Source organism: Methylomonas aurea (assembly GCF_024505045.1).
Classification (GTDB): Bacteria; Pseudomonadota; Gammaproteobacteria; order Methylococcales; family Methylomonadaceae; genus Methylomonas; species Methylomonas aurea.
In genome coordinates this window covers 80,958-95,271 of sequence record NZ_JANIBM010000011.1, presented here as the reverse complement: position 1 = coordinate 95,271, position 14,314 = coordinate 80,958, and the positions used below count along the sequence as shown (strand labels likewise).

General features: G+C 56.7%; 12 protein-coding genes. 5 read left to right on the top strand and 7 right to left on the bottom strand.

Annotated elements, in window-relative coordinates:
- Positions 1-29: 29 nt before the first annotated feature.
- The 3 genes from NP603_RS11430 to pedA1 form a co-directional block, all read right to left on the bottom strand.
- Positions 30-1,658 carry a putative bifunctional diguanylate cyclase/phosphodiesterase gene (locus NP603_RS11430; RefSeq protein ID WP_256611013.1) on the bottom strand — a complete coding sequence of 543 codons (1,629 nt, stop codon included), beginning with the start codon at positions 1,656-1,658 and terminating at the stop codon, positions 30-32.
- 147 nt (positions 1,659-1,805) lie between these two features.
- On the bottom strand, positions 1,806-3,902 hold the full coding sequence (uvrB, locus tag NP603_RS11425; protein WP_256611012.1) for an excinuclease ABC subunit UvrB: 2,097 nt from the start codon (positions 3,900-3,902) through the stop codon (positions 1,806-1,808).
- A 43-nt stretch (positions 3,903-3,945) separates the two neighbouring features.
- On the bottom strand, positions 3,946-5,181 hold the full coding sequence (pedA1, locus tag NP603_RS11420; RefSeq protein WP_256611011.1) for a lanthanide ABC transporter ABC transporter substrate-binding protein PedA1: 1,236 nt from the start codon (positions 5,179-5,181) through the stop codon (positions 3,946-3,948).
- A gap of 137 nt (positions 5,182-5,318) precedes the next feature.
- Here pedA1 and NP603_RS11415 point away from each other — a divergent pair, with 137 nt between their 5' ends.
- The 3 genes from NP603_RS11415 (at position 5,319) to NP603_RS11405 (ending at position 7,557) form a co-directional block, all read left to right on the top strand.
- Positions 5,319-5,708, top strand: a complete 390-nt coding sequence (locus NP603_RS11415) for a PilZ domain-containing protein (RefSeq protein ID WP_256611010.1) — start codon at positions 5,319-5,321, stop codon at positions 5,706-5,708.
- Positions 5,709-5,718: 10 nt separating this feature from the next.
- On the top strand, positions 5,719-6,540 hold the full coding sequence (locus tag NP603_RS11410; protein WP_256611009.1) for an MOSC domain-containing protein: 822 nt from the start codon (positions 5,719-5,721) through the stop codon (positions 6,538-6,540).
- Positions 6,541-6,669: 129 nt separating this feature from the next.
- On the top strand, positions 6,670-7,557 hold the full coding sequence (locus NP603_RS11405) for a YiaD family glycine zipper/OmpA-like lipoprotein (RefSeq protein WP_256611008.1): 888 nt from the start codon (positions 6,670-6,672) through the stop codon (positions 7,555-7,557).
- 82 nt (positions 7,558-7,639) lie between these two features.
- Here the strand turns inward: NP603_RS11405 and NP603_RS11400 are convergent, their stop codons facing one another.
- The 4 genes from NP603_RS11400 to NP603_RS11385 form a co-directional block, all read right to left on the bottom strand.
- On the bottom strand, positions 7,640-9,478 hold the full coding sequence (locus tag NP603_RS11400) for an Hsp70 family protein (RefSeq protein WP_256611007.1): 1,839 nt from the start codon (positions 9,476-9,478) through the stop codon (positions 7,640-7,642).
- Positions 9,475-10,122, bottom strand: coding sequence for a DUF2760 domain-containing protein (locus NP603_RS11395; RefSeq protein ID WP_256611006.1), 648 nt, complete (start codon positions 10,120-10,122; stop codon positions 9,475-9,477). Before NP603_RS11395 ends, NP603_RS11400 begins: the two co-directional genes overlap by 4 nt.
- 100 nt (positions 10,123-10,222) lie before the next feature.
- Positions 10,223-10,606 (bottom strand): hypothetical protein, encoded by a 384-nt coding sequence (locus NP603_RS11390; RefSeq protein ID WP_256611005.1) that lies wholly within the window; start codon positions 10,604-10,606, stop codon positions 10,223-10,225.
- Between the two features lie 155 nt (positions 10,607-10,761).
- Positions 10,762-11,178: a hypothetical protein gene (locus NP603_RS11385; RefSeq protein WP_256611004.1), complete on the bottom strand. Its 417-nt coding sequence runs from the start codon at positions 11,176-11,178 to the stop codon at positions 10,762-10,764.
- Positions 11,179-11,355: 177 nt separating this feature from the next.
- Between NP603_RS11385 and NP603_RS11380 the strand changes: the two genes are divergently transcribed.
- Both NP603_RS11380 and NP603_RS11375 read left to right on the top strand, forming a co-directional pair.
- A complete protein-coding gene (locus NP603_RS11380; RefSeq protein WP_256611003.1) occupies positions 11,356-12,159 on the top strand; it encodes a spermine/spermidine synthase domain-containing protein in 804 nt (267 codons plus the stop codon).
- Positions 12,156-14,309 carry a YgiQ family radical SAM protein gene (locus NP603_RS11375; RefSeq protein WP_256611002.1) on the top strand — a complete coding sequence of 718 codons (2,154 nt, stop codon included), beginning with the start codon at positions 12,156-12,158 and terminating at the stop codon, positions 14,307-14,309. Before NP603_RS11380 ends, NP603_RS11375 begins: the two co-directional genes overlap by 4 nt.
- Positions 14,310-14,314: the final 5 nt, after the last annotated feature.

The following is a 14,314-nucleotide window of genomic DNA, read 5'->3' as shown; positions in this document are numbered from 1 at the left end:
GGTTTTCTCCTTAAGTATTCGGACTAACGCTAGGGGTTATGGGGACTCTGTTGCAACCACAGGTTGAAATCGTTGAACGGTTTGGGTTTGCTGAACCAATAACCCTGAGCGATATCGCAGCTATAGCTGGACAGTCGGTCCAGTACCTCGCCGGCTTCGACACCCTCGGCGACCACTTGCAAGCCGAGATTGTGAGCCAGATTAATCGTCGCTTTGACGATCACGGCGTCGTTGTCGCTTTGCAACAGGTCATAAACAAAGGATTTGTCGATCTTCAGTTCGCTGAGCGGCATCTTTTTTAAGTAGGCCAGCGAGGAATAGCCGGTACCGAAATCGTCGATCGATAGCTTATAGCCCATCTCGTGCAGGCGCTGGATGGTTTCCATGGCGCGCTCCGGATCGTTCATGATCGAGCTTTCGGTGATCTCCAGCATCATCCAGGACGGTTTGATGTTGGCCGCCGCCGCGACACCAGCCATCACGTCCGGCAAATCCGGATCGTGCAAGTCCTTGGTCGACAGATTGACCGATACCACCAAATCCAAACCTTGCCGCCGCCACTCCGCACAATCGCGGAATGCGCGCTTCAGCATCCATAAGGTCAGATGCTTGATGACGCGGGTACGTTCCGCCATCGGAATGAACTCGTCCGGGGCGATAAAACCGTGTTTGGGATGGGCCCAGCGCACCAGACCTTCGACGCCGTAGATTTTGCCGGACTTGACCGATACCTTGGGCTGGTAGTAAATCATCAGCTGTTCCTTTTCGATGGCCTGGCGCAGCTCGCTCATCAGCGTCAGCCGACGCGGGCTGTGGTCGTCGTAGGATGGCGCGTAAATCGTGTAACCTTCATGGGATTTGGCGGCCATAAACAAAGCCACGCCTGCTTTCTGCACCAGCGTATCGACGTCGTCGCCGTGTTCCGGAAAATTGACGATGCCGATATTGGTGTGGATAGACAAACTCAAGCGCTCGACTTTGAACGCCGGATCCAGCGCCGCTTGAATGTTCTTGGCCAGACTCAGCGCCGCAGCTTCGTTTTCGGTAGCGGGCAGCAACAAGCTGAAAATATTGCTGTCGATGCGGGCTACGCTGTCGCTGCCCATCACCACGCTCTGCAGGCGGGTGGCAATTTGGCGCAAAATCATGTCGCTGCTGTTGCGGCCTAGAGTGTCATAGACTTCCTTAAAATTGGCGACCTCGACCAATAATACCGACAGCATTTTGCCCTGGTTGTTGGCGGCGTGTATCGCCTGTTCCACCCGATCGTAGAATAGAATCCGGTTCGGCAAGTCGGTCACCGCATCGTGCGTGGAAGAGTAACTGACCTGTTTCTCCAGCGTTTCCGCCCGGTTGCGCAGCTCCTGAGTCTGGTCGAAGATCATCGCCCCGGCCTGATAGGCAATCACCGCACTGGAATATTGCCCCCAGAACCCGAACAGGAACGGCAGGCACTCCAACACCCACAGGCCGTAATTCTCGGTTTGGGCGCGGATGATTCCAGACAGCGAGATTTCGCCGGTGTAATAAAAACTCAACGCCAACAATCCGCAAATAACGGCCAGAACGGCAATCGCCACTCCCTGGTAGGTCGTTTTGGAAACCTCGCTTTTCAGTAATCTGACGTTATCGGTGAGCAAGTGTTTGGCGGCAATCATTTTGTTGGACTTGAAGTTCTAACCATTCTTGGCAATCTCGCTACCGAGAAATCTGGCGCTGTTTTACCCGACGCACAAAGGCTGGGGTTCAGCTAAGTTCAAAGTTTAGACGATAGCGGCAATTTGTCCGCAGATGCCGGCACCGTTTCAGACCGCCATTTCCGCCTGCAACAGCTTGATTTGGTCGCGGATGCGGGCAGCATCCTCGAACTCCAGATTCTTGGCATGCTGGTACATTTTTTCTTCCAATTGCTTGAGGGTCTTGGCGGCTTGCTTCGGCGTCAACGCCTTGTAATTGCCGGCCGGTTCCGCCACTTTGGCGCGGGCAGTGCTGATCGATCCGCCGGACCCCGGAATTGCCAGTTCCAAGATATCGGTAACCGATTTGAATACGGTGCGCGGCTGGATGTTGTGTTGCTTGTTGAATTCGATCTGCTTCGCCCGCCGCCGTTCGGTTTCGTCGATCGCCTGCTGCATCGAACCGGTGATTTTGTCGCCGTACAAAATCACTTTGCCGTTGGCGTTGCGCGCCGCGCGGCCGATGGTTTGGATCAACGAGGTCAACGAGCGCAAAAAGCCTTCTTTATCGGCATCCAGGATCGCCACCAGCGAGACTTCCGGGATATCCAGACCCTCGCGCAACAGGTTGATGCCGACCAATACGTCGAACACGCCCAGCCGCAAATCGCGGATGATTTCCACCCGCTCCACCGTCTCGATATCCGAATGCAGATACCTGACCTTAATGCCGTGTTCCATCAGGTAATCGGTCAAATCTTCCGACATGCGCTTGGTCAACGTCGTCACCAACACCCGTTCCTGCACCGCAATCCGCTTGTTGATCTCCGACAGCAAGTCATCGACCTGGCTGGTGGCCGGCCGCACTTCCACGATCGGATCGACCAAGCCGGTCGGACGCACCACTTGCTCGACCACGGCGCCGGAATGTTCCTTCTCGTAACCGCCCGGCGTGGCCGATACGTAAATCCGCTGCCCGCAAATGCGTTCGAACTCTTCGAAACGCAACGGCCGGTTATCCAGCGCCGAAGGCAATCTGAACCCGTATTCGACCAAGGTTTCCTTACGCGAACGGTCGCCTTTGTACATCGCGCCGATCTGCGGCACCGTGACGTGGCTTTCGTCGATGATGACCAAAGCATCTTTCGGTAGATAGTCGAACATGGTCGGCGGCGACTCGCCTTCGGTGCGATTGGACAAATGCCGCGAGTAATTTTCGATGCCGGAGCAGTAGCCGACTTCCATGATCATTTCGATGTCGAACAGCGTGCGCTGTTCCAACCGCTGGGCTTCGACCAGTTTATGGTCTTCGCGCAACTGTGCCAGCCGTTCGACCAATTCCAACTTGATTTTTTCGACCGCGCTGAGCAATTGGTCGCGCGGCGTGACGTAATGGCTTTTCGGATACAGCGTGAACCGGGCCAGGCGTTGGGTGACCTCGCCGGTCAACGGGTCGAACATGGACAGGCGTTCGATCTCGTCGTCGAACAGTTCGATACGCAAAGCCTGCTCTTCCGATTCGGCCGGAAACACGTCGATCACATCGCCGCGCACCCGGTAAGTGGCGCGGCGCAGCTCGATATCGTTGCGGGTGTATTGCATTTCCGCCAACCGGCGCAGAATGTCGCGCTGCTTGATCATATCGCCGCGCACCAGATGCAACACCATCTGGAAATAGGATTCCGGCTCGCCCAAGCCGTAAATCGCCGACACGGTCGCGACGACGATGGTATCGCGCCGCTCCAACAACGCTTTGGTCGCCGACAAGCGCATTTGCTCGATGTGTTCGTTCAGCGACGCGTCTTTGTCGATGAAGGTATCGGAGGCCGGAATGTAGGCTTCCGGCTGGTAATAGTCGTAATAGGAGACGAAGTACTCGACGCTGTTTTCCGGAAAGAACTCCTTCATCTCGCCGTAAAGCTGGGCCGCCAGGGTCTTGTTCGGCGCCATGATCATCGCCGGCCGCTGCGTCTGCTGAATCACGTTGGCGATGGTGAAGGTTTTGCCGGAACCGGTCACGCCGAGCAAGGTTTGGTGCACTTCGCCGTCGTTGATGCCTTCCACCAATTGCCGAATTGCTGCGGGCTGGTCCCCGGCCGGTTGGTAACGGCTTTGAATTTTGAACGGCTTTTGCTGGAAGCCTTTGCCTTTGACAGAAGGCTCCTCCACCGCCAGTGCGCCGGATATCGCCGACTGGCTGATCTCCATCCGCCTTTTGTCGCTCATGCCGACCGCCTCGCCGAATTGATCCGATTTGTCGAAACCGTGATCATTTGCAACCCGTTTCCGGTTGGTCGAAGCCGAGCGTGTCGAGCTCGGTTTTGGGATGCAAAAAGCCTTCGATCGGTGCCACCGCCACCAAAGATCGCGGCGCGGCCAGCAATACCGGTTGCCGTAACTGGCCGTCCCATTTGCGGAACGATAGCGGCATGCCTTTATAGCCTTGCAAGGCGAAGGCGTCGGACAACATATACTCTTTTAACGCCGGCATCTGATTGGATTTGGTGCGGATGCTGGCTTCGCCGATGGCTCGGACCGCCAGGTAAGCGGCATAATCCTGTTCTTCCATCCAGCGGCCGGCCGTCTCCTTGAAGCGGTTTTGCAACTGCACGGCGCCCCATTGTTCGTGGGTACGGTGCCAGGCTGTCGCGGTCAGGCCTTGGGTTCCGATCACCGGGCGCGGTTTCCAGGTCCGGTAATCCAGATATTCGCCGAACAGGCCCTGCTCGTCGGCAATTACCAGCACATCGTAATCGTCGACCTGGGTGAAGGCCGGCACGTCGGCTTGGGCCGGGCGGCGGGCGTCGTAATCCTGGTTCCATTCTTTTTCGGCGACGAGTTTCATGCCGAAGCGTTTGGCCGCGCGTTTGATCGCGGCGGCATAGAGTTTGTCCTCCGCAGCCGGCCCCACCACTAAGAACCAGTTCTGCCAGCGCTTCTTCAGCATGTATTGCGCCAGGGCGTCGGCACGCATCGCGCGGTTCGGCAGGATGTGCAACACATTGTGCCGGCAGTCCGCATTGCGCAATTCGTCGCCGCCATTAGCCACGTCGAACAGCAACTTATTTTTCGCGGCCGGCAGGTCGGCCAGTTTATTCAAGTACTCGGCGCCGACATTCAGCAACACCAGATCGGCATCGACACTGTCGAATAGTGCTAACGGATCGCTGCCCACCGGGACCAGAATTTTCTTCAGTTCGTAGTACTGGCCGGTGAATTGGCCGGTGGTATTGTTGTCGCTGATCGCCAGTTCGGCACCGATTTGGCCTTTGTTCGGGATAAACGGATCCAGATTGGATAGCGCCGGCGGCGCAACCTGTTCCTGCGCGAAATATACGATTTTGACGATCTGTTTCGGCGCCGGCTTGGCCGGAGCGGCGGCCGGTTTCAGTTGGGCTTTGGCGGCAGCCGCGGCCGGCTTGGCCTTGGCCGCGGCTTGAACCGACGGGTTCAGATAAAACGGTAGCAGCAGCATACCGACTGCGAAGCGTTTGAGTTTTTTCATGTTTTACGACAGTCTTTAACGATACTGGCATTCTATCGATAATTCACCGGCAAGCCCAACCGATAATCGGACCGGCTCTATTGAATTTTGCCGGTTTAAGTTCAATACTTAGCCACCCTTTCCTTGCGGCATAAGCTATGTCTGATTCGGATTCCTCCATGGATTTTCTCGATCAAGAAATCGATCTTGATAGCGAGTGGTCCAACAAACGCAGCGCCGTTCGCTATCTGCGCAACGACATCAAAGCGGCCGTAAAAATTCACAGCCTTTGGTTTCCGCGCCTGTTTCCGGTATCGTTGCGCGATATCAGCAGCCGCGGCGCCGCGATCGTCACCGACCAGAAAATCAAAAAAAAAAGCCGGGTCAGCCTGTTTCTGCTGTTTTCCGACGGCAGGCGGTTTCAGGTCGAAGCCGCGATTGTCCACCACGATGCCGGCAGCCAACGCTACGGCGTCAAGTTCGACAGTCTGAATAGTGAATTGGCCGAACACCTGCTGCACACCCAAACCGACTTGAATTTCAGCTAACCCTCTATCGATGCCGATACTCAGCCAAATCTACGTCTACCCGGTCAAATCGCTGGCCGGTTTTCCGGTCTCGGAATGGCCGGTCGATGAAAAAGGTCTGCTTTACGACCGCAAATGGATGCTGGTGGACCGCGAGCGCCAGTTTCTGAGCCAACGGCGTTTACCGCAGATGGCGCTAATCAAAACCCGGATCGCCGGCCAGCATTTGATTCTATCGGCGCCCGGTCGCCCCGAACTGGAGTTACCGCTGCAAGCCGAAACCGATGAAACCCTGGAGGTTACCGTCTGGCACGACCGCTGCAGAGCCGAAGCCTGTGGCGCCGCTGCCGACGCTTGGCTCAGCGAGTTTTTGCAAACCGATTGCCGCCTGGTTTACCAAGCCGCGGGCGATCGCCGTCAAGTCGATCTGAAGTACGCGACGATCGATGACCAAACCGCGTTTTCCGACGGTTTTCCGTTTTTGCTGGTCTCCGAGGCCTCGTTGGCGGCCTTGAACCAAGCCATGCAATTGGAATACGAAATGGTGCGCTTCCGGCCCAATCTGGTCGTCTCCGGCTGCGACAGTTACGCCGAAGACCGATGGCGCCGCGTCAGCATCAACGGCATCGGCTTCCGCCTGCCCAAGCCCTGCGCGCGCTGCCCGGTGCCGACTATCGACCCGGAAACTGCAATCAGCGGTAAAGAACCGTTGGCCACACTGAGCCGGTTACGCAAATGGCAAAATAAAGTGTATTTCGGGCAAAATGCGCTGCACGATAAATCCGGCGTCCTGGCCGTGGGACAGAGCGTACAGATCGACGAAATCGGCGAACCTCAGCCGCCTTTGCCTTGAGCCGATAAAGCGTCGGAAAGGTCCGCCGATTTTAAGAACGATTTAAGAAAACGGCGTTTAAATTTCCGGCAACCGGCGACATGCCAAACTGCCGTCGACGATTTTTGCATCACAACCAGGAACGAAACTATGTATAAAAAACTACTTGCCATCTCCGTAAGTGCCGCGTTGCTCGGCGCTTGCACCACCAACCCCTACACCGGCCAGTCCGGCATGAGCAATCTCGGCAAAGGTGCCGGCATCGGCGCCGCGGTCGGCGCCGGCGCCGGTACCCTGTTCGGCGGCAACGACTGGAAAAACGCCGGCTTGGGCGCATTGGCCGGTGCCGCAGTCGGTGCCGGTATCGGTTATTACATGGATAAACAGCAGGAAGAAATGCAGCAATCGCTGCAAGGTACCGGTATCGAAGTCCAGCGTACGGCCGAAAACCAATTGGTATTGAATATGCCCAGCACCAGCGACGTGACTTTCGCCTTCGGCAAATCGGATTTGACGGCGGAAGCGCAAAATGCACTGGATCCGGTGGCACGGGTGCTGAACAACTATCCCGATTCGACGCTTTCGGTCACCGGCCACACCGACGATGTCGGCTCCGATGCCGACAACCAGCGCCTGTCGGAGGCTCGCGCCACTAGCGTGGCCAATTTCCTATCGTCCCGCGGCGTGAACCGGATGCGCATCTCGCAACAGGGCATGGGCGAAAGTTCGCCGAAAGTGCCGAATACCAGCGATGCCAACCGGGCCATCAACCGCCGAGTGGAATTGTCGATCAAAGCCAACCAGAATGCCGGCGCCGCACAACCGAACCAACAGTATCCGCAGCAGAACCAGCCGTACCAACAGCAGGGCTATCCGCAGCAGCAACAGGGTTACCCGCAACAAAACCAGCCGTATCAACAGTATCCGCAGCAAAATCAGCCTTACCAGCAACAATATCCGCAGCAGGGTTACCCACAACAACCGTACCAGCAAGGCTATCCGCAACAGCAGCAATACCAGCAGCCTTACTACCGGTAATAATTCTGCCGCGCTGGAGGCAGATATGAATAAGGCCGGAATTCCGGCCTTATTTTTTATTTTAGGGCAGAAAAATTACAGATTAGACTTCGCCGGCCCTGACATCGAACTCGATTTTCCAGCGTTGCTGGTCGCGCCGCGATACGGCGCGTAATTCCAGTGTACCGACTTCGGTTACCGCCGCCGATAAATGAACCGGCACGATTTCACCGGCTTGGCGGCCATTTTCCACCGGCAAGGTAATTTCGATTTCGTCCAATTCTTCCAATTCGTCGTCGCCCCATTCGTCGAGACGATCGCCAACCTTATCCTCACGCCGAGTTTTCGAGCCGAAGAAACGGAAACGCACCGGCTCGCCGATGACCAAACCGAATTCGTCGTGCGGCAACTCCTGTTCGCTGCCCTCTTCCATGCCGAACGGCGCAATGCACAGCGCCTCTATCGCTGGCGGCAAACCGGGTACCGCCGGCATCGCACTCTCGATGCCGACGTAATAGGCAGCGGCGGTGCCGCCTTTGATCCGTACGCCTTTACCTTGGCGCACGAAACCGTAGTAAGCGGCACCGCGGGCGACGGCCAAATCCAGATCGGCCCCTTGCAGCAAGCGGGCGGGAGCGGCCTGCTCGGTCTGCAACCAACCGTTCAATACCGCCAACAACCGCTCCGCCAACACGCCGGCCTTCAACACGCCGCCATTGAACAACAACGCGGTCGGGTGCAGGAAGCTGGCGTGTTCGGGCAGCGCGATTGCGCTGAACTCGTCGGTCGCCTGGCGCTGCCTGGACAGAAAGGCCGCCAGATGCCGGGTAATGCCGGCATCCTGCGCATACGGCAAGCCGACGCTGCGCAGACCGCTGCGCGGCCGCGACACCGGTTTATCGGTTGCTTGGGCATGAGGCAAAAAGCCATCCACCAAGATCCGGTTCAATTCGTCCCGAGTCAGTTCGCTGCGCAAAGTGCCGCCGATCAGCGACGACCCGCGCCCGGCAACCGCGAGCGGCATAGTGGCCAAATCGGGCTGGTTAAACAATTTTTCCTTGGCCTCGCGGCAGGCATGGGTCAATGCCTGCAATTGCCATGGCTCCAATTTTTTGCCACCGTCGGTTTCCAGTTTGGCCTTTACCGTGTAAGCCAGCGCCAAATCCATGTTGTCGCCGCCGAGCAGGATGTGGTCGCCGACCGCCACCCGGGTCAATTGCAAATTCCCGTCCTGTTCGGTTACGGCGATCAACGACAAGTCGGTGGTACCGCCGCCGATATCGACGACCAAAATCACGTCGCCGACTTTGACTTGGTTTCGCCAATCGCCAGCGCTTTTTTCGATCCAACTGTACAAAGCCGCCTGCGGCTCCTCGAGCAATACGGCTTGGCCCAGACCTACCTCCCGCGCAGCTTCCACGGTCAATTCCCGTGCGGCCGGATCGAACGATGCCGGCACCGTGATGGTCAAGTCCTGCTGCTGCAACGGCTGATCCGGGAAACGATGATTCCAGGCGTCGCGCAAATGCTGCAAATAGGCTTTGCTGGCGGCGAACGGCGAAATCTTGGCAACGTCTTCCGGCGCGTCGACCGGCAGAATCGCCTGTTTGCAGTCGACGCCGGCATGGCACAACCAGCTCTTGGCGCTGGAAACCAGCCGAATCGGGGTCTTGCTGCCCAGGCTACGGGCGATTTCGCCGACCAGATGCTCGGGTTTGGCGGTCCACGGCAAAGCCGACGCGCCCTCGGCGATTTCCGCCGGATGGGCTATGTAGGCGAACGAGGCCAGTTGGGCTTTATCCTCAATCACGCCCGGCGAAACCAGTTGCGGCGTATAAAACACTTCCAGCGTAGAGTTATCGTCGCCAGCCGCCAAATCGACATATGACATCACACAATGCGTGGTACCCAAATCGATACCGACCGAATAGCGGGCCGTCATAATTCAACCTCGGCCGCAGCAATGATTTTGGCGTTGTGGCCCTCGGTCAGTTTCGGCAAATGCAATTCGGTGACCTGCCAGCCTTTATGCACCAGCACGCCGGAGAACGGCGCTTCGCCGACGATATTGCCGGTCAAACGAAATGCGGCGGCGTCGAAGCCTTTGTTCAAGGTCACACGGCTGCCTTCCGCATCCTGACTGACCGGTGCCAATTTGAAATGTTCGTTGATCACTTTGCTGCACCCCTGATGCACGATGCGCGCCGCGGCACCGATATCGGCATCGGCAAAAGCGCTGACATCTTCCTTGATGAAATCGATGAAACGGGCTTCTTTCTGCAGCAGACTTAGCAACTGCAAGGCCGCGTCCGGAGTCGCTTCTTTCAATACCACCGGTTCCGGAGCCGGCGCCTGAACCACTTTTTCCACCTCTACGATCTTCTCGACGATTTTGATTTCGGGTCGCGGGGCCGGTACCGGTTCGACAGTTCGCGGCGCGGATTTACAGCGGCGCAGTCCGAGCAAAACCGAAATCAATACGGCAATCAAGATGAAAGCCAATACGGCCACGGTTCCGGCCAGGCAAACGTGCCACAGGTCGAATGTAGTCGGACGTAACGATAAATCTATGGTGTATGTGTTCATGAACAATGCAGGGTTAGTGAAACAAAGCGCTAGACGCTGGAGCGGCTGCGCGCCTGGCGCCGGCCACAGGCAGCGCGGCGTCGGCCGGCCGGTACGGCTGTTATTGCGGCATCCCGGATTTTTTTGCTGCTTCGGCGTACATCAGCTCTTGCAACAGATTGCGCGTGACTTGGATGCGCAATTTTTTCAAATGGCGGTCGGCGATAACGCCGGGTACTTGCGCATCCAAATAGACTTGGCGCATTTCGCCCAGAGTCGCTTCGCACAGTTTAATGATGGCGTCGGTCGCATTACGGCTTTCCAGTTTGGCAAAGTCGGGTTTTTGCATCGTATCGACCACGCATTTTTTGTAGTTGAATTGCGCTTTCTGGATTTTCTCGATGGTTTCGTTGCTTAAACTGGTTTCGTTCCATTCTTCTTTGGCGTCTTCGGCGCACGCCATGCCGGCGGCAAGCATCAGCAAAGCAAACAAACGGTATTTCATGATTTTTCTCCAATACGGGCATGATGTCGAATGGCGATTTTACGCGATGCCGGCGAACTTGAACAACGACGCCGGAAAATCGCGATCCGTACAGGCAGCGGCGTAGCCTCTAGCGCACCTAATCGGCCGGCCCGGTGCGCCGCCCCCGGTTAGATCTAGCGGCTTTCGGAATGATCGCAAATATGTCGGGTTTTATCCGATTCCGCATAGGACTCGGCAACCGCCAGATCCGGCGCCAGACCGTTCAATCCCTCGCTGCACTTTTTGGTCAGTTGCATGGCTTTGTTGGCGGCAATTTCCCGGCCGAAGCCAATCGCCCGCTGTTGAGCTTCATCGCGTTGTCCGACTGCACACAACTGCTTGACCTCCGCGCTGAATTGCTTGGCTTGCTGCTCCAAGGCTTTCAGAGCGGATTTATCGACATTTTTCATGCAATTTTGCATGGCCTGGATTTTTTCCAGCATTTGTTGCATTTTCGGATTCACGGCCGGTTGGCCGCTCCGGCTGTCGGTATTGTTTGCCGCCGCCAAAACCGGCGCCATCAATAAGAGTATCGGCAATAGTCTTTTCATCACAAAGCCTCGAGGTAGTGGTTTCCGGCTCTCCACTGTAGGGCGATCCGGTGCGATCCGCAAGTACCTGCGCTGGCTAACCTTCGAGGCCGCTTCCGGCCGGAATTCGCAGGATTCGCAAGACAAGCGGCGGATTTTCAAGGAAAATAGCCGCCTCTTTACCGTTTGCTCCACAGCATGTACAAATACGAAGGCTTGGTAGTCCACCAAAGCCATGACGACGAGGGCGTCATCGAAGTAGTCGACAACAACGGCGAACGCGCCCTGCACTTCGGCTCGCCGGCCCGGCAAAGCAGCATGTTGATTGCCGACCCGAATCGCCTGCACTCCTATTACGCCCGGGCCATGATGGCTTTGCTGCTGTTCAACGACAACCCGCGCGATGTGCTAATGATAGGCTTGGGCGGCGGCACCATCGCCAAGTTCATGCTGCACCAGTTTCCGGAATGCCGGCTGAAAGTCGTCGAGTTCCGCAGCAGCGTACTGAAGGTGGCGCGCAGCCATTTCGGCTTACCGTTCAATCCGCGCCTGAAAATCAAAATCGGTTGCGGCGCGGATCATGTTCGGAACCAAAGTCGGGAACTGGCCGAGATTCACGATTTGATCATGGTCGATGCCTATAGCGATAGCGGCATGGCTCCGGAAGTCGGCAGCCAACGCTTCTTCGACGACTGCCGAAATCTGCTGAAAAAGGACGGCGTGTTGGTGATCAATTTATGGGGCACCGACAAGCCTATGTTTCAGCAGGTTTCCTGGCACATGGGACGGATTTTTAACTGGCGCATGCTGTTTTTGCCGGTACGCAACCGCGGCAATATCATCGGCTTCGCTTTCGGCGAAAACTTCCCGAAACCCCAGTTCAAAAGGCTGATCGCCAAAGCCAATCAACTGGAACAGCAATACCAGCTGGAATTTCCGGTTTTTTTACAAGATTTTAAACGCAATAATCCCAGCATTCTGCATCGAGTTCTGCAACCATGATCCATAACGCCGCCAACATTTTCGGCTACAAAAAATACTGGGCGCACCGCTTCGGTCCGGCTCCCGAGTTGCCGATGAGTCGCGCGGAGATGGACGCGCTGGGCTGGGACGCCTGCGACATCATCTTGGTAACCGGAGACGCCTACGTCGACCATCCCAGCTTCGGCATGGCGGTGATTGGCCGGGTGCTGGAAGCGCAGGGTTTTCGGGTCGGCATCATTTCTCAACCCGATTGGCACAGCGCCGACGATTTTCGCAAGCTCGGCCAGCCAACGCTGTTCTTCGGCGTCACCGGCGGCAACATGGATTCGATGGTCAACCGCTATACCTCCGACAAAAAAATCCGCTCCAACGACGCCTACACCGCCGACGGTACCGCAGGCAAGCGGCCGGATCGCGCGGTCAACGTCTACTCGCACCGTTGCCGGGAAGCCTATAAAAATGTACCGATCATCATCGGCGGCATCGAGGCCAGCCTGCGCCGTATTGCCCATTACGATTACTGGTCAGACAAGGTGCGCAAATCGATTCTGCTGGATTCGAAAGCCGATTTATTGGTCTACGGCAACGCCGAGCGCCAAATCGTCGAAATCGCTCATCGCCTAGCCAAGGGCGAAAGCATTCACGATTTGAAGGGCATCCGCGGCACCGTGCATTTCGTCAAACAAGTGCCGCAAGGCTGGATCGAAAAGGATTCGACCCATTTCGACCAGCCCGGCCAGGCCATCGTGCACCAAAATCCGTATCAGGAAATGCCGAGTTGCGAATCGGCGCCGGCAGCGGCCGCTAGCGGTCTGGCCGATAACGAGAAAATCATTCAGTTCAAACCTATCGCCAACAAGAATCGGGCACAAACCGTGATTCGCCTGCCGAGCTACGAAGCGGTCAAAGACGACCCTATTTTGTATGCCCACGCCTCGCGAGTGATGCACGGCGAAACCAACCCCGGCAACGCCCGCGCCCTGATTCAGCGCCACGACAGCCGCGAGGTGTGGATCAATCCGCCGCCGCTGCCGTTGACCACGCCGGAAATGGACGGCGTGTTCGACCTGCCCTATTCGCGGCTACCGCATACTGCCTACGGCAAGGCCAATATTCCGGCCTTCGAAATGATCCAACACTCGGTGCTGATCATGCGCGGCTGTTTCGGCGGCTGCAGCTTTTGCTCCATCACCGAACACGAAGGCTGCATCATTCAAAACCGTTCGGAAGATTCAATCATCCGCGAGATCGAAGCCATCCGCGATACCTCGCCCAACTTCACCGGCAATATCTCCGACCTGGGCGGACCGACCGCCAACATGTGGCGTCTGGCTTGCAAGGACCCGAAAATAGAAGCATCCTGCCGCAAACCGTCGTGCGTTTACCCCGGCATCTGCCAAAATCTCAACACCGATCAGACGCCGTTGATCAAACTGTACCGCCGCGCCCGCGCCCTGCCCGGTATCAAGAAAATCTTCATCGCCTCCGGGTTGCGTTACGACATTGCCGTGGAAACGCCGGCTTATGTGAAAGAACTGGTCAGCCACCACGTCGGCGGCTATCTGAAAATCGCCCCGGAACACACCGAACAGGGCCCGCTGTCGAAAATGATGAAACCCGGCATGGGCACTTACGACCGCTTCAAGGCGATGTTCGACAAATACTCCAAGGAAGCCGGCAAAGAACAATACCTGATCCCGTATTTCATAGCCGCTCACCCCGGCACCACCGACCGAGATATGCTGAATCTGGCGTTATGGTTGAAACGTAACGGCTTTCGGGCCGACCAGGTCCAGGCCTTTCTGCCATCGCCAATGTCGATCGCCACCGCGATGTACCATTCCGGCAAGGACACTCTGCACAAAATCGGCCGCAATGTGCCGGACATCCCGATCCCGCGCAGCATGAAGCAACGCAAACTGCACAAAGCGTTTTTGCGCTACCACGACCCGAAAAACTGGCCGCTATTGCGGGAAGCGTTGAAAGAGATGGGACGGGCGGATCTGATCGGCAACGGAAAACAGCATTTAGTGCCGAGTTTTCAGCCGAAAGGCGATGCTGAAGTCACGCCCAAAACAAACAAAACTCAAGCGTTTAGAACCAAATTTACCGGTTTCGATAAAACCAATAAAAAGCACGAAGCGCGCCGCAAGCGAGCCCAAAAATAATTTTT